Annotated in this window: 22 protein-coding genes; 12 read left to right on the top strand and 10 right to left on the bottom strand. The window is 71.1% G+C overall.

The features are described from left to right. Window positions 1–129: 129 nt before the first annotated feature. The 10 genes from ACIRFL_RS18230 to ACIRFL_RS18185 all read right to left on the bottom strand — a co-directional run bounded on the left by ACIRFL_RS18230 (window position 130) and on the right by ACIRFL_RS18185 (window position 8,482). On the bottom strand, window positions 130–1,380 hold the full coding sequence (locus ACIRFL_RS18230; RefSeq protein ID WP_404029467.1) for an enoyl-CoA hydratase/isomerase family protein: 1,251 nt from the start codon (window positions 1,378–1,380) through the stop codon (window positions 130–132). 1 nt (window position 1,381) lies between these two features. Then, on the bottom strand, window positions 1,382–1,681 hold the full coding sequence (locus ACIRFL_RS18225; protein WP_404029465.1) for a hypothetical protein: 300 nt from the start codon (window positions 1,679–1,681) through the stop codon (window positions 1,382–1,384). A 206-nt stretch (window positions 1,682–1,887) separates the two neighbouring features. Beyond that, the gene (locus ACIRFL_RS18220; RefSeq protein WP_404029464.1) at window positions 1,888–2,934 is read right to left on the bottom strand and encodes a hypothetical protein; all 1,047 of its coding nucleotides are present in this window, start codon (window positions 2,932–2,934) and stop codon (window positions 1,888–1,890) included. Continuing rightward, on the bottom strand, window positions 2,922–3,563 hold the full coding sequence (locus ACIRFL_RS18215) for a hypothetical protein (RefSeq protein ID WP_404029462.1): 642 nt from the start codon (window positions 3,561–3,563) through the stop codon (window positions 2,922–2,924). Before ACIRFL_RS18215 ends, ACIRFL_RS18220 begins: the two co-directional genes overlap by 13 nt. 234 nt (window positions 3,564–3,797) lie before the next feature. Continuing rightward, complete coding sequence (locus ACIRFL_RS18210) at window positions 3,798–4,346, bottom strand: hypothetical protein (RefSeq protein ID WP_404029460.1); 549 nt, start codon at window positions 4,344–4,346, stop codon at window positions 3,798–3,800. Beyond that, window positions 4,343–5,011: a hypothetical protein gene (locus tag ACIRFL_RS18205; protein ID WP_404029458.1), complete on the bottom strand. Its 669-nt coding sequence runs from the start codon at window positions 5,009–5,011 to the stop codon at window positions 4,343–4,345. The genes ACIRFL_RS18210 and ACIRFL_RS18205 overlap by 4 nt, the downstream gene beginning before the upstream one ends. Before the next feature lie 96 nt (window positions 5,012–5,107). Further along, window positions 5,108–6,310, bottom strand: coding sequence for a putative T7SS-secreted protein (locus tag ACIRFL_RS18200; protein ID WP_404029456.1), 1,203 nt, complete (start codon window positions 6,308–6,310; stop codon window positions 5,108–5,110). Then, the gene (locus ACIRFL_RS18195; RefSeq protein ID WP_404029454.1) at window positions 6,307–6,612 is read right to left on the bottom strand and encodes a hypothetical protein; all 306 of its coding nucleotides are present in this window, start codon (window positions 6,610–6,612) and stop codon (window positions 6,307–6,309) included. Before ACIRFL_RS18195 ends, ACIRFL_RS18200 begins: the two co-directional genes overlap by 4 nt. Before the next feature lie 294 nt (window positions 6,613–6,906). Further along, window positions 6,907–7,518: a hypothetical protein gene (locus tag ACIRFL_RS18190; RefSeq protein ID WP_404029453.1), complete on the bottom strand. Its 612-nt coding sequence runs from the start codon at window positions 7,516–7,518 to the stop codon at window positions 6,907–6,909. 34 nt (window positions 7,519–7,552) lie between these two features. Then, window positions 7,553–8,482, bottom strand: a complete 930-nt coding sequence (locus ACIRFL_RS18185; protein WP_404029451.1) for a hypothetical protein — start codon at window positions 8,480–8,482, stop codon at window positions 7,553–7,555. A gap of 417 nt (window positions 8,483–8,899) precedes the next feature. Here ACIRFL_RS18185 and ACIRFL_RS18180 point away from each other — a divergent pair, with 417 nt between their 5' ends. The 12 genes from ACIRFL_RS18180 to mqnC all read left to right on the top strand — a co-directional run bounded on the left by ACIRFL_RS18180 (window position 8,900) and on the right by mqnC (window position 20,887). Then, window positions 8,900–9,622, top strand: a complete 723-nt coding sequence (locus tag ACIRFL_RS18180; RefSeq protein ID WP_404029450.1) for a hypothetical protein — start codon at window positions 8,900–8,902, stop codon at window positions 9,620–9,622. Window positions 9,623–9,639: 17 nt separating this feature from the next. After that, window positions 9,640–10,521 carry a hypothetical protein gene (locus ACIRFL_RS18175; RefSeq protein ID WP_404029448.1) on the top strand — a complete coding sequence of 294 codons (882 nt, stop codon included), beginning with the start codon at window positions 9,640–9,642 and terminating at the stop codon, window positions 10,519–10,521. Beyond that, on the top strand, window positions 10,518–11,825 hold the full coding sequence (locus ACIRFL_RS18170) for a CpaF family protein (protein ID WP_404029446.1): 1,308 nt from the start codon (window positions 10,518–10,520) through the stop codon (window positions 11,823–11,825). The genes ACIRFL_RS18175 and ACIRFL_RS18170 overlap by 4 nt, the downstream gene beginning before the upstream one ends. A 2-nt stretch (window positions 11,826–11,827) precedes the next feature. After that, a complete protein-coding gene (locus ACIRFL_RS18165; RefSeq protein WP_404029444.1) occupies window positions 11,828–12,868 on the top strand; it encodes a type II secretion system F family protein in 1,041 nt (346 codons plus the stop codon). Further along, on the top strand, window positions 12,865–13,785 hold the full coding sequence (locus ACIRFL_RS18160; protein ID WP_404029443.1) for a type II secretion system F family protein: 921 nt from the start codon (window positions 12,865–12,867) through the stop codon (window positions 13,783–13,785). The genes ACIRFL_RS18165 and ACIRFL_RS18160 overlap by 4 nt, the downstream gene beginning before the upstream one ends. A 134-nt stretch (window positions 13,786–13,919) precedes the next feature. Further along, a complete protein-coding gene (locus ACIRFL_RS18155) occupies window positions 13,920–14,171 on the top strand; it encodes a hypothetical protein (RefSeq protein ID WP_404029442.1) in 252 nt (83 codons plus the stop codon). Between the two features lie 63 nt (window positions 14,172–14,234). Then, the gene (locus ACIRFL_RS18150) at window positions 14,235–14,684 is read left to right on the top strand and encodes a TadE family protein (RefSeq protein ID WP_404029440.1); all 450 of its coding nucleotides are present in this window, start codon (window positions 14,235–14,237) and stop codon (window positions 14,682–14,684) included. After that, window positions 14,685–15,119: a TadE/TadG family type IV pilus assembly protein gene (locus ACIRFL_RS18145; RefSeq protein ID WP_404029439.1), complete on the top strand. Its 435-nt coding sequence runs from the start codon at window positions 14,685–14,687 to the stop codon at window positions 15,117–15,119. Then, entirely contained in the window at window positions 15,116–15,577 is a 462-nt protein-coding gene (locus ACIRFL_RS18140) for a TadE/TadG family type IV pilus assembly protein (RefSeq protein WP_404029437.1), read from the top strand. The genes ACIRFL_RS18145 and ACIRFL_RS18140 overlap by 4 nt, the downstream gene beginning before the upstream one ends. 182 nt (window positions 15,578–15,759) lie before the next feature. Further along, window positions 15,760–18,738 (top strand): BTAD domain-containing putative transcriptional regulator, encoded by a 2,979-nt coding sequence (locus ACIRFL_RS18135; protein ID WP_404029435.1) that lies wholly within the window; start codon window positions 15,760–15,762, stop codon window positions 18,736–18,738. After that, window positions 18,735–19,559 (top strand): prepilin peptidase, encoded by an 825-nt coding sequence (locus ACIRFL_RS18130; RefSeq protein WP_404029434.1) that lies wholly within the window; start codon window positions 18,735–18,737, stop codon window positions 19,557–19,559. Before ACIRFL_RS18135 ends, ACIRFL_RS18130 begins: the two co-directional genes overlap by 4 nt. A gap of 128 nt (window positions 19,560–19,687) precedes the next feature. Next, window positions 19,688–20,887 (top strand): cyclic dehypoxanthinyl futalosine synthase, encoded by a 1,200-nt coding sequence (gene mqnC, locus ACIRFL_RS18125; protein ID WP_404029433.1) that lies wholly within the window; start codon window positions 19,688–19,690, stop codon window positions 20,885–20,887. Window positions 20,888–20,891 lie beyond the last annotated feature (4 nt).

Below are 20,891 nucleotides of genomic sequence, written 5' to 3'. Positions count from 1 at the left end.
GCCTTACGTCTGCCCTGGCTTGGGGATGCCCGGCCCTGCCGCGCCACTCGCGATGTGATCACACTCAGCGAGCACCGCTTACCGGGAAAGACTCACTCCCTGTGCTCTGCCCCACTGGTCGTCGTCGGGCTAATCGCCGGAGACGGCGTCCTTGATGTTGGTGATGGCCTTGGGGGCGATCTTGAGGCTGCCGTCGATGACCCGGCCCATGTCGCTTATCGGGTCCACGTTCCACTTGGTGAAGGTGTTGATCCCCTTGGTGCCGATCCATTGCCCTTCGTGGTAGCCGGCACTGACCAGGCCGCCCATGCGCGATGCCAGCCCGCTACCTGCGTGTGAGACCTCGTAGACGAACTCGGACTTTCCACCGATCTTTACCAAGCCGGCCAGTCCGAGCCCCCCGTCGAGGTCTTTCGACGCAGCGCCCATGGACATCAGGATGCGTGATTGACCAAGCTCCGTGACCCGGAATCCCTTCCCCAGCAGGCCGGCCTTCGCCGTCGCCGCGGCCCTGGCCCCCCTGGCCGTCGCACCGGCAACCTTGATGCCCTTGCCGAACATCCCGATGCCCGGAAGCAGGCCGAGCGCATCGGTGCCCAGGGTCATCCAACTCACGTCCGCCCCCGCGGCCATGGCGATGCCGTGGGCCGCCAGGGACAAGCCGCTGCCGATCAGCGCGGCCGTGCCGAAAATGGCCGCAAGCGGAGGGAAAGGGAGCGTGGCGATGGCCAGCATGCCCAGTACGGCGGTCACGTTGCTGAGTACGTCGCCCACCATCTTGATGAGGTCGGCGTGCTCCTTGAGCCAGTCGCCGGTGGCGTTCCAGGCGTCCGCTATGCCCTTGCCCAGCTTGTCCCAGAAACCGGGCTCGTCCGGGGCGATGTCCGCGGCCTTGTCGAGTTCCTTGCCTATCTGGCGCGCGGCCTGCTTGTACCGCTCCTCAAGGTCGTGGACCTTGTTGATGACCTCGTTGACGGCGCTGGAGGCCTCGCCGAGTTCGTCGCTGCCCTCGCTGCCGGCCTCCGCCTTGGCCTTGTCCTGGGCGCTGAGCTTCTCCCCGGCCAGCTTCTCCAGCCGGTCCGCCTCGTCCTGGAAGTCCTGGAGTTCGCCCGCCCACCGGTGCAGCGCCCGCGAGGCCTTGTCGAAGGATTCGTGGCTCTTGCGGATGAGCGGAGTGACGTCCTCGCCGATGTACTCGGTGAACGCGATCGCGGTCTTGCCCTTCCAGGCGCCGCACTCTATCCGCTCCAGCTCGCGCACCGCCGTGCCCAGTTCGCCGGCCAGACCGCCGAGCCGCTTGGCGAGTTCCCGGGTGTCCGTCACGTTTCCCGGGGTGGGGTCCCACCCGATGTGCGGGAAGGCCGGCCGCTTACCGGTCACGTCACTTGCCCTTCTTCTTCACCTTGAGCGATTCGGCGAGTTCCTGGTCGAGCTTGTCGAATGTGTCGCCGATGGTGTTGATCATCTTCACCGCACCGTGCGTGTGTTTGCCGAGCTGCTTGATGCCGTAGCCCCAGTCGTCGGCGAAGTCCTGGACGTCCTCGATGAGTTTGGCCTCACCGACGGCGGAGGCGTCGGCGCTGCGCAGATCGCGGCGGGCGTCCTCCATGCGGTCGCTGATCGAGGAGAAGGTCTTCTTCAGGTGTTCGAAGACGGTGTCTTCGAGGCGCAGGTCGCTCATGTCGTCTTCCGGTCTCCGTCACGGCCGCACAGTGGGACTTCGCGTGAGGCAGATGGTGGTCGAGTGTCCTGACGGTAGCGACGGGCTGCGTGGGTTCGCCAGCGAACGGCTCCTCCGCCTGGTCCTGCCTCCGCCTGGTCCTGCGGGAAGCGGGCCCCGTCGCAGGCCCGGCGGTTGGTGGGGCCGCCGGGCCGGTCGGTGGGGTGTCAGCGGTTGACCGACTGGATCTCCTCCACCGTGACCGCCTGGTCGTTGCCGAAGGTGCCGTCGGGGAGCCCCGTCGGTTGGGGGTTGCCAGTGCCGGTCCAGGAGATCTGCCATGTGACGGTGGCCCGGAGATTGAAGGTGCCCTTGCCCGAGGACCGCAGATACTTGACCCCACAGGGCGGAGTCCGCTCGGCCTTGCCCCTGGCGTAGGGCTCCCCCACGGAGCCGTCGGCGTTGGCCCGGCAGATTCCCGAGCCGGGGTAGGTCGTGGCGTCGGGGGTGCCGGGTTCGATCCTCAGGGCGACCGGTTTGGCGGTGGTCGTGGCCTGGATGTTGAGACCGGCGATGTTGAGGGAGGCGGTCACGGAGACCTCTTTGAACTTGGCGTCGTCGAGCCAGGCCCAGGTCGCCAGGTTGACCTTGGTGGTGCCCTGCGGCGCGAGGGTCACCTCGGTGGAGGGGAGTTGGATGCGGTTGTAGGCGAGTTCGGCCAGGATCTGGGGGCTCACCGCGTTGTCCACGGGTGGTGCGTCACCGTTCTCCACCCAGAAGGGCTGCTTGTTGCAGGCCTGTGCCGCGGGTTCCATCCAGCGGTCCTCGTCGACGACCGCGACCCACCAGTTGCCCTCGTCCTTGATGTCGAGGTTGTAGTTCTTGTACGTGCCGTCCTTGTACTCGTTCCGGAACATGCCGACGGACGTCTTGGCGTAGCTGTGCTGGCCCGGCGTGTTGACCGTCTCGGTGTACATGTCCTCGACGTACCGCGCGAAGTCCTCGGCACTCCGCGGTTCATACCAGCACGCGGGCGGGGTCCAGTTCGTCACCGGCCGTACCGACGAGCTGGTGCCGCTCCCGCGTACCGAGCCGGAGAATGTGACCCGGGAGGTCAGGGTTCCTCCGCTCGCGCTTCCGGACTGTTCAGTGCGTCCCTGTGTGCCGCTGCTGGGCGGCCAGTCGGCGAACGCGACGCCGGGGGCGGTCAGGGTGAGAGCCCCCGCGAGCAGGCCGGCCAAGGTGATCCTTTTGAGTGACGTCACGGAGTGCATGACTTGTGGCCCCTTTGAGAAGTGAGCTTCGTCGTCTGCCAGACACCCTGCTCGTTCTTTTCCACGCGAGTTGAGTAGAGGACGTAGGAGTTGTTCGTCACCTCGGTCTTGTGGACCTTGTTGGTCTTGCGATCCTTGGCGAAGGCCTTGCCCTGGTCCTCGCAGTAGACGACGCCCGCTGACGCGGAATCGAACACCTCGATCTTGGCGTTGTAGTAGCGGTTGGTCCCGGTGATGCTGTATCCGTCCTTCGTGATGGACTGAACCCAGTCCTTGGCTTCGGCGAGGGCGGTACCGCTGTAGTAGAAGGAGAGCGCCGGAAGGTCGACATCTCCTTGTGTGATGGCGTAGTTGGTGGCGTCGATGCGCTGTGCCACGTCCGCGAGGACGGCGTCCTCGGTCGCGTCACCGGTTTTCCAACTTTCGAAGGTGTCCTTGAGGTCGTTCGGAAGTGTGATCTCGGGGCGTTCGGCCGAGTCGCTTGCGCTCGGCGACGCGGAGGCGGGAGTGTTTCCGTCGTCCGCGCCGGCGATCTTGTCGTTGTCCTTGGAGTTGTCGTTGCCGCCGCAGGCGGTGAGTAGGGCGGCTGCGGCAAGTGCGGCAGCGATGGGCAAAGGTCGGCGCTTCACACTGGGCTCCCCGTGAGACAAGAAGTGAGTCAAGAACTCTGACGTTATAGGCGAGGCCGAGCGGTACGCCAGGATCAACCTCGCCTGACGGACGGTTATTTGAGGTTCTAGAGGGACATTTCGGCGCACCGGATGTGTTCGGATCGTTTCCGAGGGCGCCGGCCACCGACGCCCTCCGGCCGAGCGCACCCCGGCGGATGCTCGGCGGGTCGGGCTTTGCGGGAGTCATCGGTTTCACACCCACCGCAACGACCCCCCGATGGCCGCGCAGAGTTCGCCCATCGGGCCGGCGATGCCGGTCAGCGGGGCGGTGAAGGCCAGCAGCAGGTAGCCGCTGTCGGCGGGCATGTGGACGTAGAGGTCCAGGGTCGTCGCCGTGGTCACGCGGACCGTGTCGCTCGCCGGGAGGGGGACGACGGTGATGTCCGCGTTGTCGCCGCGGCGGGTCGCCAGTGCAGCGGCGAACTCCTTCGGCGGGGTGTTCAGGGCTCCCCGCATCGGCAGCAGCGAGACCAGCAGGGTCGCCGGCATCGCGGACCCCGCCTCCGCGCGCAGGAAGAGTTCCAGGGCGCCCCGCGCCACCCCGCTCTCGGCGGTGTTGCGCAGGGTCGTCCACAGCTCGCGCCTGGCCTCGGCGGACACGGGCCGGCCCGCTGTCTGCCGGTCGACGAACGTCTTCAGCTGGGGCCGCCAGCGTTCCAGGGTGAGGTCGATGCGGAACCAGTCGCGGGGGACGAGCAGCCGGTAGTCCTCCGGTGGCCGGGCGTCCGTGGGGCCGGTCATGCCTCGGGCCCCAGCGGGTTGCCCGCGTCGTCGAAGAAGCAGAGGCTCTTCAGGATGCCCGCGAACATCGCGGAGAAGACCTCCCATCCCTCCTGGGTCGACGTCACCATCTCCAGTACTACGGCGGTTCCGTTGGGCAGCGGCACCTGCACCTGGATGAACGACGTCCAGAACGGCTCGTCGTGACCGGAGGGCATGAGCGCGGCGTCGATGGCCGCCTGCCGCGTGCCGATCCAGGACACGGCCCGCCCGCAGGGCAGGCTGATCTCGGCGACCTCCCCCTGGCCGAGCGCGGTCAGGGCGCCGACCGTGGCGTGCACGGGGTTGAAGCGGGCCTCTTCCGCGGTGTCGAGCAGGGACACGTGCACGGTGGCCGTGCAGCGGGTTCCGTCGACCTCGGTGATGACGAAGCCGGCGTACTGCACGCCCGCCTCGATGAACGTGTCGTAGTTCCCGGCGCACAGGGCGGCCCACTGGTACTGCAGGTCGGCCGGCGCCCCGGGCATCACGTCGCGGGCCAACTCGATCAGCTCGTCGGCCAGTTCCTCGATGGACTCGACGTCCATCGGCAGTTCGAAGAAGCCCTCCGGCATGATCCAGCGGAGGTGTACGGCCTCGCCGTCCACCACCGACGTGGCTGCGGTCTCTGTCGTGATTGTGCTCATCGGCTGTCCGCCTCGCTGGGCAGTTCGGGTTCCCGCCGGCCCGCCCCGCCGGTACGGCGGTGACGGTGACGGCAGTCCATCGGGGTGAGGGGCGTGCTAGTGCGCGAGCGCCGCGTGGAAGGGCGCGGACGCCGGCCGTGGAGGCGCCTGGGGCGACGGGCTCGGGGTGACTCTCGGGTGGTCGCCGGGGTCGCCGGTCCGTTCACCGTTGTGCCCGGTGAACACCTTCACCATGGCGTTGACGAAGCTGCCGCCCTTGATGGCGGCGGTGATCTTCTCGCCGGGGATGGCGGCCTTGCCGGCCTTGGTGAGGACGAAGTTCACGGCGGTGACGGCGACGCCGTTGAAGAACTTGAAACGGACGCCGCCCATGGCCGCCGCGCCGCTGAACCGCAGGCCGCGCAGCCTGGACAGGCCCTTGAGTCCCTTGAGGGCGGTGAAACCCTTGAGCGCGCCGACGCCCGGAATCACCCCGAGGGTGTCGAAGAACAGCTTCACGCCGTTGAATTCGCCGCCGCGCACCGTCATGTCGTAGACGTGCCCGGCGAGCGCCATGGCACTGGTGACGATGGCGAGCCCGGCGAACACCGGGGCGAGGAACTGCAGGGGCGGGACGAACGCGCAGATGACGGCGAGGACGGAGAAGACCGCCGAGAGGTTCGCGAACATGTCGGCCCAGTCGGCGAGCCAGTTCATGAAGCCGCCGGGATCACGGACGCCGTCGTGATGGATGATGTTCTTGATGTGCTGCGCGGCGGCCTTCGCGGCGTCGTCGCGGATGATCTTCGCCCGGCCGATCTCGCTGTGACACTCGCGGATGACGTTCCACGCGGCGTCACGTTTCTTCACCAGCCGGGTCCGGTCGGTGACGTCGTCCTTGCTGGGCACCGTGTCCCGGTACTGGTCCAGCCCGGACAGGGCGCTCTTGTGCTCGCCCTCCGCCTCGCGGAAGTCGCTCAGCGCCTTGTCGGCGATCTTCTGGGCGCGGTGCAGCTCGCTGGCGTACTCCTTGGACTCGCCGCCGTCCACGACCTTGGTGCCGAGCGCCTTCGCGGCCTCGTCGTAGCGGTCGAAGGCCCGCTTCAGCCTGCCCGACGTGCCGTCCGCTATCTCGTGGAAGGCGCGGCCGGCGTCGCTGTCCCAGCCCTCCACGGAGGCGAGCGCCTTGATGTTGCCGGCCTGCTTCTCGATCTCGTCGGCCATGCCGCGCAGCTTCTTGCCGAGCCTGGCGACCTCGTACGGGTCTCCGGGTATGGGATCGCCGTCGTGCAGGGGCTCCCAGTCGCGCGGGCGTGTCACTTCTTTCCCTTCTTGCGGGCGTCACGGAGGGCCTGGGCCACCTTGTGGTCGACGTCGTCGTACGTGTCCGCCGCGGTCTTGGTGTATTCCGCGAGGTTCTCTATGTCCTCCATGAGCTTCTTCCGCGTCTTCTTCCAGGTGTCGGAGAAGTCGTCGAAGACATCGCGGAGCCGGTCGCTGCCGAGATCGTCGCGGAATTCGTCGGCCGGATTTCCGTGCTCCTTGAATTCACGGTGAATCCGGAACAACGAGTCGGAGCAGTCCCTGATGGTGTCCAGGTCTGCCCGCGTCCTGTCAGCCATGCCTACCCCCGTGCGGCCCAGGATCGAAAGGTTCACGTCAAGATGATGAAGGTAGCGGTGCGGCAGGCGGTTTCGCCAGGCCGGACGTGCGGGGGCGGTCGGGGGACGGTGAAGGTCTCACGGCGGGCCGGGGCGGGTTGTGTGCAGCTCCGTGTGCGGTGGGTGCGGCGTGGGTGGTCTGCGGCTCCGTGTGCGGTGCGGCGTGTGGTGGGCGGTTCGGCGGGTGGGCGGGGCGGTCATGGCTTCGCGGTGTCGGGTGGGGCGGTCATGGCTTCGCGGTGCTGGGTGGGGTGGTCATGGCTTTGCGGTGTCGGGTGGGGCGGGGTCGGGGCGTCGTCGTACGACCATGACGGCCAGCGCCACGAGCGCGGCGACCGTCACGACGGTGGTGGCCAGTCCCACCAGCCACAGCCAGGGGCAGTGGCGGAACGCCCAGCTCGGCGGGCCGTTCCGGCTGCCTGCCCGGCCCTCGCCGTCGTCCGTGGCGTTCCACGCGAGGGTGACGAAGGGCAGGAGAGGCGCGGCCGTCGCGACGGCCAGGACGGCGCGGGCCAGGGCGCGGGCCGGTCCGGTCCTCCAGGAGCGGCGGGTCGTCCCGCTCAGCGCCCACAGCGAGACGGCGAACAGGCACGGGGCGGCGACGCCGAGGCACACCGCGAAGCCGTACGCCCCGCCGGGCCAGCGGTCCGCCGCCCAGCGCCATGTGGCGTCGCCCCAGGCCCTGTCGAGGACGGCCAGCAGGACGATCAGACCCACGACCGACGCGACGAAGAGGGACCCGACGACGAAGTCCCGCTTGCCGCGGCGGGCCTTCACCCGGCCGGTGCCCCGCACCCGCGGCCGGTGCTCGTACCGCAGGGCCCCGGCGGCTGCCTTCGGACGCCGCCCTCTGGCCGAACCGCCCACGCTCTGCCCCGTTCCCCGAGGTGTCGTCCCTCGGCTAATCGTCCAGCAACGCCCGCAGCGGAGTGGACAGTTCGGGAACCGGGGCGCCCGCAGCCTGCGCTGCCCTGACCGCCCTGACGTAGCTCAGCGCCTCGGCCCGCAGGCGTTCCTTCTCCAGCCCCTGGCGCCTGCCGAACAGCCAGACCAGGATCGCCAGGGGGATGAGGACCAGGGCGCCGTAGCCGGCGGGCGTGTCCGAGGTGGCGCCCCACACCGCGCCGCCGCCGGCGGCGAGGACCAGCAGGCAGCCCGTCTCGTCGTGCCAGCCGCCCTGGCCGGCGATCGTCTCGTACTCGGTGACCGCCTGGGACTTCGCCGGGACCTGGGCCGCGGGGCCGACCGCCGACGGACCCTCGGCCGGGTGCGGCAGGGCCTCCCCGTCGGCCGTGCCCGCCTGCGGCTCGACGGACGCGTACGACGGGATCGGCGCCACCGCCTTCTCGGACCACGCCCCGGCCGAGTCCTTCCGGCGGCCCTCGAGCCAGCCCGGCGCATACGCCAGCGCCAGGCCGTGCGCCCGGGCCACACCCAGCACCTCGCGGTACCCGGCGAGTGCCGGATGCCGCAACTCCTGCTTCCAGTGGTCCCGTACCCGCACGAGCGCCGCCACGGCGATCACCAGCAGCGGACCCGAGGCGGCGAGGCTCGCCTTCGCGGCCTGCGTGGACGCCGTGGACGCGGCGAACGGCAGCAGCAGCGCGATGACGAGGGCCAGCGCCCCCAGCCAGACCAGCGGACCGCGTTCGGCGGAGCGCAGGGCGGCGCGGCGTTCGGTGAGCAGCGCGGTCACCGCGTCGTCGTCGGTGTAGTCGATGCCGTGGCGGGTGCCTATCGCGCGCACCGCCGCGAGCATGCGGGGATCGGACGCCAGCGCGGCGCCGTCGAGGGGGAGCTGGTCGGCCGGTGTCGGTGTTGTCCCAGTCACCCGAGGATGATGGCATGGGCACCTCCAAACCGCGTGAGTGAACTCCTCCTCGTGGGTGACGTGTGTGACACGTGCGGGCATCGTGTCCGCCCCGTGAACGGGCGTCCGGCCGGGGGTTCGCCGGTGCACAGGCGGCGGGCCCGGCGGCCCCCTTGGTTCAACTGGTCCCCATACGCCCGAAGTTGCAGAGCGTAACGACGATCGGGGCGCGGTCGAGGACCTGGAACGTGCCTTGAGGGGCTTATGTGCGGCTGATACGGTGCGATCGCTTGACACTCACTCTGGCGCTGGGTATCCGCCCAGGTCGAGCGGTGCGTTTAGCGCGTCTCGTGCGTCACGTGCGAGCGTTCGGGGGTGAAGTGTCCGCTTGTGCACGGAACTTGGCAGGCATTTCTTGGGCGTACGGGGAGCGGTTGCGTGAAGATCCAGGAGCGTACGGGGGCGGGCGCGAATCGTGCCGCCGCTCCGGCTCAGCCGTCGGTCGGTGACCGGCTGCCCACTCCGCCTCGCGAGCGCAAACCGGCGTTGGCCGCGCTCGCCGTACTGCTGATCCTGCTCGGCGCGTTGGGCGCCACGACGCTCGTGCTGCGCGCCGGAGACCGGATCGAGGTCGTCAAGATCACGCAGGAGATCCCGGCGGGCGGGTCCGTCACCGACAGCAATGTGACCTCCGTGATGGTGGCCGAGGACAGCGGCATCAACTACGTCCCGTGGGCACAGGTCGACGGACTGAAGAAGCTCAAGGCCAAGAGCACCATCCCGGGCGGGGTGGTTGCGGTCGGCCAGATGTTCACGACGGAGCACGGGCCGGAAGCCGGCAAGGCCACCGTCGGCCTGGCCCTCAAGGAGGGGCAGTACCCGTCCGGGCTCAAGGCCGGAGACATCGTCGCCGCCTACCGCGTCGGCGGCAACAGCGGCTCCTCCGGCGGCGGTTCGTCCGAATCCTCCTCCTCGGCCGGCAGCGGTTCCGTGATCGTCGAGCAGGCCCGTGTCACGTCCGTCCCGAAGAAGAGCGACGAACTCGTCAGCAGCACCAACCTGGCCGTCACCCTGGCCGTGGACGGCGACAAGGCGGCCGCGCTGGCGCAGGCCGCGTCCAACGGCGAAGTGGCCCTCGTCCGCGTCCCCGGCACCGACTAAGAGGCGGAACCCACCCCATGGCGCTCATCGCTCTCGCCGCCGACAAGGGTTCCCCCGGCGTCACCACCGCGGCCGTCGCCCTCGCGGCGGTCTGGCCACGGCGCGCACTGCTCGCCGAGGCCGACCCGGCCGGCGGAGACCTGGTCTACCGCAGCGCCGCCGCGCACGGCGGACCGCTCAACCCGAACACCGGCATGCTGTCCATCGCCGCCACCGCCCGCCGGGGCCTGGTGCCCGACCAACTCTGGGACCACGTCCAGCCGTTGAGCGGCGGTCTCGAAGTGCTCGTCGGGCTCGGCATCGCCGAGCAGGCCGCCGGTCTCGCCGGGCTCTGGCCCACGCTCGGGCACGCCTTCGCCTCCCTCGCCGACTCCCCGAACGCGCCCGCCGACGTCCTCGCCGACTGCGGGCGCATCAGCGGGGACACCCCGGCCGTCGAACTGTTCCCGCACGCCGCCCTCGTGCTGCTCGTCTCGCGCACCGAACCCGAGTCGCTGGCCCGCGTCCGGGACCGCGCCGCCGCCCTCTCCGCCAAGCTGCACGGCGGTCCGCGCGGCGCCGCGACCCTCGCCACCCCGCTCATCGGCGTCGTCCTGATCGCCGACCCGAACAGCTCGGCGAAGATCGCCGACCAGGTCAACGATATGCTGGTGCACGCCCAGACCGGCGCCCGGGTGGTCGGCACCCTCGCCGACGACCCCACCGGCGCCGACCAGTTGGCCGGCCGCAAGCGGGGCCGCCTCGACAAGTCCCTGCTGATCCGCTCCGCCCGCAAGGTGACCGCCGACCTGTACCAGCAGTACGGCGCCGCCTGGGCCGCCTCCGCCCAGGCCCACCAGTCCCACCAGCCCCACCAGGCGCAGCGGCCCCAGCAGGGTCATGCGGGGGCCGGCCGATGACCGCTGTCGACCACCAGTTGGTCAAGCGGTTCCGGCAGGACGCCGGCGACCGCATCGCCGAGCAGCGCCGTCTCGACCAGGTGGGCGGCGTCACGCCGATGTCCACGGAGGACGAACGGCAGTACGCGCGCGCGGTCATCGCCCAGATCCTGGAGGAGTACGCCCGCACCGAGATCAACGCGGGCCGTACCCCCCTCGACGCCGAGACCGAGGAGCAGTACGCGGCCGCCGTGCACGCCGCGCTGTTCGGCGTGGGCCGGCTCCAGCCCCTGCTGGACGACCCCGACGTCGAGAACATCGACATCAACGGCTGCGACCAGGTCTTCGTCGGCTACTCGGACGGGCGGGAGACCAGAGGCGAGCCGGTCGCCGAGACCGACGAGGAACTGATCGAGCTGATCCAGGTGCTGGGCGCCTACTCCGGTCTGTCCTCCCGGCCGTTCGACTCCGCCAACCCGCAGCTCGACCTGCGGCTGCCCGACGGCTCCCGGCTCTCCGCCGTCATGGACGTCGCCCGGCGGCCCGCGCTGTCCATCCGGCGTGCCCGCATGGGCAAGGTGTTCATCTCCGACCTCGTCGGCAACGGCACCCTGGGCCCGGAGTTGGGACACTTCCTCGCCTGCGCCGTGCGCGCCCGCAAGAACATCATGATCGCCGGGGCCACCAACGCGGGCAAGACCACGCTGCTGCGCGCCCTGGCCAACGAGATCCCGCCGAACGAACGGCTCATCACCGTCGAACGCGCCCTGGAACTGGGGCTGGACACCTTCCCCGACCTGCACCCCAACGTGGTGGCGTTCGAGGAGCGGCTGCCCAACTCCGAGGGCCAGGGCGCCATCAGCATGGCCGAACTGGTCCGCCGCTCACTGCGCATGAACCCCTCCCGGGTGATCGTCGGTGAGGTGCTGGGCGACGAGATCGTCACCATGCTCAACGCGATGTCGCAGGGCAACGACGGCTCGCTGTCCACGATCCACGCCAACAGCTCGAGCGAGGTCTTCAACCGCATCTCCACGTATGCGTTGCAGGCATCCGAGCGGCTGCCCATCGAGGCGAGCCAGATGCTGATCGCGGGCGCGGTGAACTTCGTCGTCTTCATCCAGCGGCGCAACGACTACCACAGCGGGGGCCGGCTCCAGCGCATGGTCACCTCCGTCCGCGAGGTCAACGGCGTCGACGGCCGGGTGCTGTCCAGCGAGGTGTTCGCCGAGACCCCCGACGGCCGGGTCGTACCGCACGCGCCCATAGCCTGCCTGGAGGACCTGATGGCCTACGGCTACCAGCCGCACGGGGCGTGGGGGTGACCATGACGTACTTCGCCGCCGACGCGGCCACGCACACGGCGCTCGGCTCGCTCGGCTCCATGGGCGGCCTCTTCTCCACCACCGTCCTGTACTCGATCGGCAGCGGCGTCGCCGTCGGCGGCGGACTCGCGCTGCTGATGCTCGCCGTACGCGGCCTGCCCGCCAAGCCCGCGCACGAGAAGCAGAAGGCCGACGAGCGGTTCGCCGAGCTGATCCGGTTCGCCGGACAGCGCGGCTCGCTCGCCGCCATCGTCGGCCTCGCCGTGCTGCTGCTGACCCGCTGGGCGGTGGCCGGACTCGCGGCCGGCGTCCTCGTCTTCTTCTGGGACCGGCTCTTCGGCGGCGCCGCGGAGGAGCGGGCCGCCATGCGCCGGGTGGAGGCCCTTGCCTCCTGGACGGAGTCACTGCGCGACACCATCGCGGGCGCGGTCGGCCTGGAGCAGGCCATACCGGCGTCCGCGCGCGCCGCGGCCCCCGTCCTGCGGCCCCATCTCGACGCGCTCGTCAACCGGTTGCGCGCCCGCACCCCGCTGCCCGAGGCGCTTCAGCATCTCGCCGACGAGATCGACGACGCGTCCGCCGACATCATCGTGGCCGCGCTGATCCTCAACGCCCGGCTGCGCGGCCCCGGTCTGCGCCAGGTCCTCGGCGCGCTCGCCAAGTCGGCGCGCGAGGAGGTCGACATGCGCCAGCGCGTGATGGCGCAGCGCGCCTCCACCCGCCGCTCGGTGCAGATCGTGGTCGCGGTGTCCATCGCCTTCGTCCTCGGCCTCGCCATCTTCAACCGCGACTTCGTCTCGCCGTACGGCACCCCCGTCGGCCAGCTCGTGCTCGCCGTCGTCTGCGCCCTGTTCGCCCTCGGCTTCTGGTGGCTGCGCAAGCTGTCCACGATCGAGACGCCCGAACGCTTCCTGATCCGCGACGAGTCCTCGGTGCAGTTCGTACGGCCGCGCGCCGCGGCCCCGGGCGGGCCGCAGCCCCAACAGGCCCAGCAGTCCCCGCCGTTCCAGTCGTCCCCGTCGGAAGAAGGTGCACGCCGGTGAACCTGACGATGCCGATCCTGGTCGGCGTGGTCTTCGGACTGGGTGTCTACGTCCTCATCCGCGCCCTGATGCCGTCGAAGCGGAGCGCGGTCGCCCAGGTCGCCCGCATCGACGCGATGCGCGCGAGGGGCGCGGCGTACGAGTCGGCGCGGCAGACCCAGGACACCGGGCGCTTCGGCTCGCTGCGTGCCGAAATCGGCGCCCGTGTCTCCGAGTTCTATCTGCACCAGGGCTGGGAGCAGCGCTCGCTCCGCGCCGACCTCGCGGTCCTCGACCGCAGCTGGGAGAAGTTCCTGGCGACGAAGGTGCTGCTGGCCACGGCCGGGCTGTTCTTCGGGCCGTTCCTGTTCGCGGTGGTCTGGACGCTGGGCTTCGGCCGCAGCCCGCTCATCCCGGTCTGGCTGGCCCTGTTGTGCGGTGCGCTGTTCTTCTTCCTGCCCGATCTGGAGGTACGGCGGGACGCCGCCGACAAGCGCCGGGACCTGCGGCGGGTGATCGGCGCCTATCTGGACCTGGTGTCGATGAGCCTGGCCGGCGGGCGGGGCCTGCCCGAGGCGCTGATGGCGGCGGCCGAGGTGTCCGACGGCTGGGCCAACCAGCGCATCCGCAGCGCGCTTGCCGACGCCCGGATCACCGGCATCAGCCAGTGGCAGGCGCTCGGCCAACTCGGCGAGGAGCTGGGCGTGGAGGAGCTGAAGGACCTCTCGGCCTCGCTGGCGCTGGTCGCGGACGACGGCGCCAAGGTGCGCGAATCGCTGGCCTCCCGCGCCGAGACGATGCGGCACCGCGAACTCGCCGAGATCGAGGGCAGCGCGGGCGAGAAGTCGCAGTCGATGCTCGTGGCGCAACTGCTGCTGTGCGCCGGCTTCCTGGTGTTCCTGATCTTCCCTGCGGCCATGCGGGTGTTCCAGGTGTGAACCGACCCAGACGTACGCCTCGTCCTACGATCCGTGACCCCGGGCCGCCACAGCCGCCCTTGCTTCCCCAGCTTCCATGAGCTCCACTGCCCGAACCACCAGCCGAGTCGAGCTGAGTTGAGAGGACGACTCCCATGACCGAACGCACCGTCCGCACCGGAATCCCGACGGTGGACTTCCTGGTCACCTTCTTGCAGGCCCGGGTGCGGCGCGCCCGCTCCGGCGAACTGGACCGCGGCGCATCCGCCGTCGAGTGGGTCATCATCTCCGCGGTCGTCGTGGCGATCGTCGGCGTGGTGGCCGCGATCATCAACGCCGCGCTGAGCGAGGGCGCGAACAAGGTCGGCGACTGCATCAAGGGCGCCGACGCGGGCAAGACCTGCTGACCGCGCTACGCACCACGTACTGCACGCGACGCACTACGCACGACGACGGGGTGACGGGGGTTGATGGTGGGCGTGGTCAGATGGGCGCGCCGCCGTGCGCGGGCCGCGCACGGCGAGGCCGGTGACTCCGGCATGACCGCGATCGAGTTCGTGCTGCTCACCCCCGTCCTGTTCTTCATGATCTTCGCCACGGTGCAGTTCGCGTTGTACTTCTTCGCCGACCACGTGGCCCAGGCGGCGGCCCAGGCGGGCGCCCGCAAGGCCCGCGCCACGGCTGACGAGCAGCCGGGCGGCTGGCGGGGCGAGGCGCGTGACGTCGTCGACTCCTACATCCGCCAACTCGGCCCGCAACTCGTGCTGGCACCGGACGTGAAGCTGCTCCAGCCCGAACCGAACACGGTGGGCGTGGAGATCTCCGCGCGGGTGCCCACGGTCTTCCCCGGCCTCGACCTGACGGTGCACGCGCGGTCCTCCGGGCCGGTGGAGCGATTCGTACCGGAAGGGGGCAACTGAATGCCCACGGCCCGCTTCTTCGCCGCCTTCGGACGACCGGCCCGAGGCGACCGCGGCCTGTCGACGGTCGAGGTGGTGATCCTGGCCCCGGTGATGATCCTGTTCATCCTGGTCCTGGTGGCCTTCGGGCAACTGGTCGACGGGCGGGGAGCGTTGGACGGCGCCGCGCGCGACGCGGCGCGCGCGGGCTCGATCCAGAAGGACCACGCGACCGCCCTGGCCGAGGCCCGCAGGGCCGCCGAGGCGGACCTGGCCGACGTCTGCTCGGGGCCGGTGTCCGTCGTCCAGACCAGCCAGGGCTTCGCACCCGACACCCTCTTCACGGTCGAGGTGAGCTGCCAGGTGCGGGGCCTGGCCATGCTGGGCCTCGACGTCCCGACCCGGCTGTCGGCGAGCTTCAGTTCCCCGCTGGACCCGTTCCGGAGGACGGCGTGAGGACAGTCGTACGTGCGTGGTGGTCCGCCCGCCGGCCGAGGCTGGACGACCGGGGCTCGGGCGCGGGCGCGGTGATCATCTTCACCCTTGTCTTCCTGTCCCTGTCGGCGTTCGTGATCGACGGCGGCCTGTCCATCTCGAAGCGGGAACGCGCCGCCGACATCGCGGAACAGGCGGCCCGTTACGCCGCCCAGGACATCGACAAGGAAGCCCTCTACGACAACCAGGGCGGCCCCGCGCCGATCAACTACCAGAACTGCGACGCGCGGGTGAAGACCTTCGCCCGCGAGATGGACATGACCGGCCCCGACATCGCCGCGAGCCACTGCGTGGCGGCCGACGCCCAACAGGTCGAGGTCGAGGTGCAGTTGACCTACCAGCCGGTGTTCACGGGCCTGTTCTACGGCGGAAACGTCGTCGTACACGGCCGCGCCCTGGCAGAGAACCAGGTGGGCTGATGCCACGGACGGAACCGGTCCCGGGCGAACCGGCGGAGCCGGGATTCGGTGAACTGGGCTTTCCGGGCGCCGGGTTCGGGTGCCGTCGGGGCTTCGACGGTGTCGGTCCCAGTCCATAGGATCTCTGTAGGTTCCACCCGCCCCCGACCCACGCCTCTCCCACACGACCCAGGACACCCGCCATGGCGCGACGCAGCACATCAAGCTCGACGGGAAGCCCGACCGGCCCGAGGAATCGGACACCGCAGCCGGTACGCGTGCGGCGCCGTACGTTCGGGGACTTCGTCAAGGCGTTCCTCGCGTTCATCGCCCTGCTCGTGCTCGTCGTCGGCGTGCCCGGCGCCCTGGCCGTCCAGGTCGGCTGGCCGCTGCCGAGCGGGGCGCCGAAACTGGACTGGCTGCAACAGGAGATCACCGTCCAGACCTTCCTGAACGTGCTGACGGTGATCGTGTGGCTCGCCTGGGCCCAGTTCACCGCCTGCGTGCTCGTGGAGGCCAAGGCCGCGCTGTCCGGCGTGGGCCTGGCCGGACGCGTCCCCGGCGCCGGCCCCAGCCAGCTGCTCGCCCGTCAACTCGTCGCCGCGCTGCTGCTGGTCGGCGCCACCGCGGCCAGCCTCACCCCGGGCCTTTCGCAGCTGGGGCACAGCCTGGAGGGCAACCAGAAGGGCACGGTCGCCGCCGCCCAGCAGACCCCGGGACTCTTCGCCCAGCAGCAGGAACAGGCCGCCGGCACCGCCGCCGCCCTCGCCGAGCAGGCCGCGCAGGCCGCCGCCCACGCGGACACCGGCGCCGCCTCCGCCAGGGACGGCGGGACCAAGTACTACCGGATCCAGCCGCCCGAGGGACGCCACCACGACTCCCTGTGGGAGATAGCGCAGCGACACCTCGGCGACGGCCGCCGGTACAAGGAGATCTACGAACTCAACAAGGACCGCGTACAGCCCGACGGTTCGCGGCTGTCCGAGGCGAGCCTGATCCGGCCCGGCTGGATCATGGAGATGCCCGCCGACGCACGCGGCGGCGAACTGGTCGAGATGCCCGACGCCCAGGTCTCCCCGGACGTCCAGCAGCAGATCCACGACTACGCGAGGACCGGCGACCAGGACCAGGGCCACGCCCAGGAGGGCGGCGGCAGCGGCGGCGCGGACGCCTCCCACGCCTCGCGGCCCGAGCAGCGGCCCGGCACGGACGCCGGCGCCGGGCACGGGGAGGCGCACGAGCGCGGGCAGCAGCACGCGAGCCCCGCAGGGAACGGCTCCACCCGCCACGCCGCCGACGGCTTCGGCCTGCCCGAAGCCCTCATCGGCGCGCCCCTCCTCGCCGCCGGCCTGCTCGGTGCCCTCGGACGCCGGCGCCGGCAGGCGCTGTGGCAGGCGGCGCTCGGGGCCGTCGGCGGCCGGCGCGGCATGGAGCCGCCCACACCGTCCGGCGACGCCCAGGACGCGCAGGACGCGCTGCTGGTCGGCGCCGACCCCGAGGGCGTACGGCTGCTCGACCGGTCGCTGCGCGGCCTGGCCGCCGCCCTCGCCGCCGAGTCGCGGGCCCTGCCCGTCGTCTACGCCGCCTGGCTGAGCAACGGCGACCTGCACCTCCAGCTCGCCCAGCCGGCCGGGAAACCGCCCGCGCCCTGGCAGCTCGGGCAGGACCAGACGTTCTGGATGCTCGCCCGGGCCGACGCCGAGCGGTACGACGACGTGGACACCGCGGCGCCCTACCCGGGTCTGGTCAGCCTCGGCACCATGGACGACTCCCGGCTGCTGCTCAACCTGGAGGCGGTGCCCGGCATCGTCTCGCTCAGCGGACGCGAGGCCGACCGGGCCGCCGTGTTCGCCTCGGTCGCCGCCGAACTCGCCACCAACGGCTGGTCGGACCGCATGACCATCACCCTCGTCGGCTTCGGCGCCGACCTCACCCCGCTCGCCCCGAACCGGCTGCGCCACCTCGACGGCATCGACGCGCTCATCGAGACCATGGAGGCCGAGACCCGGCAGCGCCGCGGGGCACTGGGCGCCGCCGGGCACGACTCCGTCCTCACCGGCCGTACCGGGCCCGCCCAGCACACCCGTTGGGCGCCACACCTGGTGCTGCTCGCCGCACAGCCCTCCGCCGAGGACGCGCTCCGGCTCGCCGAACTCGCCGCCGACGCCGGCCGCCTCGGCATCGGCTACCTGGTCGGCACCGAGACCGGCGAACTGCCCGGCGCCGCCTGGGAGATGGAGATCACGGCCGAGGGCAGGCTGCTCGCTCCGCTGCTCGGCCTCGAACTGGACGCCCAGATGCTGCCCGCCGTCCAGCAGCGCGCCGTCGTCGAACTGTTCGTCGACGCCGATCCCGACCGCGATCCGGACGGCCCGGTCAACGCCCCGCCGTTCCTCGTGGACATCAGCGAGCAGGGCCGGCCCGCGGTGTACGCCCGGCTCGTCGGACCGTACGAGATCATCGGCCTGGACACCCCGGACGGCGAGCGCAGCGCGCTGCTCCACGAGGCGCTGGCCCTGCTGCTCCTGCACCGCGAGGGTGTCCACCCGCGCGTGCTGGCCTCCGCGCTGTGGCCGCGCGGTGTCACCGAGGACGTACGGGCCGCGCTCGTCGAGCGGCTGCGCGGCTGGCTCGGCAGCGACCCGGACGGCACGGCACGGCTCGGCACCGACGCGACCGGCCGGCTCACGCTCGCCAAGTCCGTGGTCTCCGACCTGGACGTGCTGCGCTCCCTCTACCACGAGGCCACGCAGGGCAAGGGCGTGGACAGCCGGGCGGTGCGCGGACGGCTGCTCACCGACGCGCTGGTCCTGGTCCGCGGGCCGCTGCTCGCGGACCGCCCCGAGGACCGCTACCGCTGGCTCACCCACGAGATCATCGACGCCCGGCTCCCGCTGCTGGTCGCCGACATCGGGCTCGCGCTGTCCGCGTTCCACCTGGAGAAGGACCGCGCGGAGAAGGCGATCGAGGCGCTGGACGCGGCGCTGCGGACCGCGCCGTCCGACGAGCGGCTGTGGAACGAGCTGCTGCGCGCCACCCACGCCACCGGAGAACCCGGACGGGTCCGTTCGCTCGCCGCCGATCTGCTCGCCCGCAGCGGTGCCCGCGGCCTGCCGCCGCGCACGGAAGCGCTCCTCGACGAGCTGCTGCCGTCGTGGCGCGACGGCGCCGTCGCGGGATGAGCGACTTCGCGACGATCGTCGCCGCCGCGCTGTGGGGCGCGGCGGCGGGCGCGCTGCTGCCCCGGGCCGCCTACCGCTTCTCCGCCCCGGCGGGCGAGCCCTGGCAGCACCTCTGCCCGGCCGGCCACCCGGTACGGGGCTGGCTCGGCCCGGCCCACTGCACCGCCTGCCCCCCACCCCCGGCCGGCGGTGTGGGCGCGGACGGCGCGGGCGCCGACGCGGTCGGTGGTGGGGCTTCGGCGGGCCGGACCGCGTGGACCGTCGGCAGGGCGTCACGGTACGGCCCCCGTGTCCCCGTCCTCGCCGTCGTCACCGCGCTGCTCTGCGCCGCTCTCGCCGCCGCCACCGGCACCCGTCCCGAACTTGGCGTCTGGCTGCTGCTCGCGCCCCTCGGGGTGCTGCTCGCGGTCGTGGACTTCCGGGTGCAGCGGCTGCCGGACCCGCTGACCCTGCCGCTGGCCGCCGCCGCGCTCGGCCTGCTCGCCCTGGCGGCCCTCGTGCCCGAGCACGCCGGCCACTGGCTCACCGCGCTCTACGGCGCCCTCGCGCTCGGCGGCGGCTACTTCGTGCTGTTCCTGATCAACCCCGGCGGCATGGGCTTCGGCGATGTGAAGCTGGCCCTCGGGGCGGGCGCGGCGCTCGGCTGGTACGGCTGGCCGACCCTGCTGCTCGGCACCTTCGCCGGCTTCCTGTTCGGCGCGGTGTACGCCGGCGCCCTCGTGGCCGGCCGGCGGGCGGGCCGCAAGACGGCGATCCCGTTCGGACCGTTCCTGATCGCCGGGGCGTACGCGGGCCTGCTGATCGGCGCGTACGCGGCCTGAAGGCGGGCCGGTGAGGGGGCTGGCGTAGGCTGGTTCGGTCCGTCCGCCCGTCTTCCTCCTGTACCGACCCCCTTGTACCGAGCGCTTCGCGCGCACCTTTTGATTTCCTTGACGAAAGGGACGCCCCGGTGACCGAGAAGGCCGACCTCCAGTCCGTCCTCGACCGTGCGGCCGCCGGGGGGCGGATCACCCCCGAGGAAGCGCTCGACCTCTACCGCGACGCCCCGCTGCACGCGCTGGGCGCCGCCGCGGACGCGGTACGCCGGCGCAAGTACGCGGGCATCGAGCACATCGCGACGTACATCATCGAGCGCAACATCAACTACACCAACGTCTGCGTGACCGCGTGCAAGTTCTGCGCCTTCTACGCCGCCCCCAAGGACACCGCCAAGGGCTGGACCCGCGACCTCGACGACATCCTGCGGCGCTGCGCCGAGACCGTCGAACTGGGCGGCACGCAGATCATGTTCCAGGGCGGCCACCACCCCGACTACGGCGTCGAGTACTACGAGAAGCACTTCCGGGCCATCAAAGAGGCGTTCCCCCAGCTGGTGATCCACTCGCTGGGCGCCTCGGAGGTCGAGCACATGGCCCGGATCTCCGGGGTGACGGTCGAGGAGGCCATCACCCGGATCCACGAGGCGGGCCTCGACTCCTTCGCGGGCGCGGGCGCCGAACTGCTGCCGGAGCGGCCGCGCAAGGCCATCGCGCCGCTGAAGGAGAGCGGCGAGCGCTGGCTGGAGATCATGGAGACCGCGCACCGGCTGGGCGTGGAGTCCACGTCGACCATGCTGATGGGCACGGGCGAGACCAACGCCGAGCGGATCGAGCACCTGCGGATGATCCGGGACGTGCAGGACCGCACGGGCGGCTTCCGGGCGTTCATCCCGTACACCTACCAGCCCGAGAACAACCATCTGAAGGGCCGCACCCAGGCCACGCTCTTCGAGTACCTGCGGATGATCGCGATCGCCCGCGTCTTCCTCGACAACGTCCAGCACATTCAGGGGTCCTGGCTGACCACGGGCAAGGAGGTCGGCCAGCTGTCCCTGCACTACGGCGCCGACGACCTCGGCTCGATCATGCTGGAGGAGAACGTGGTCTCCTCCGCGGGCGCCAAGCACCGCTCCAACCGGCTGGAGATCATCGACCTGATCCGCAAGGCGGGCCGGGTCCCGGCGCAGCGCGCGACGACGTACGAGCACCTTGTCGTGCACGACGACCCGGCGAACGACCCCGTCGACGAGCGGGTGATGTCGCACATCTCGTCCACGGCCATCGAGGGCGGCACGGCCCACCCCGAACTGAAGCTGCTCGCGTCCAACTGACGGG

This window comes from Streptomyces sp. NPDC102462 (assembly GCF_044765425.1).
Classification (GTDB): domain Bacteria; phylum Actinomycetota; class Actinomycetes; order Streptomycetales; family Streptomycetaceae; genus Streptomyces.
The sequence above is the reverse complement of the archived record's forward strand: the minus strand, read 5'-3'. Positions and strand labels throughout refer to the sequence as shown.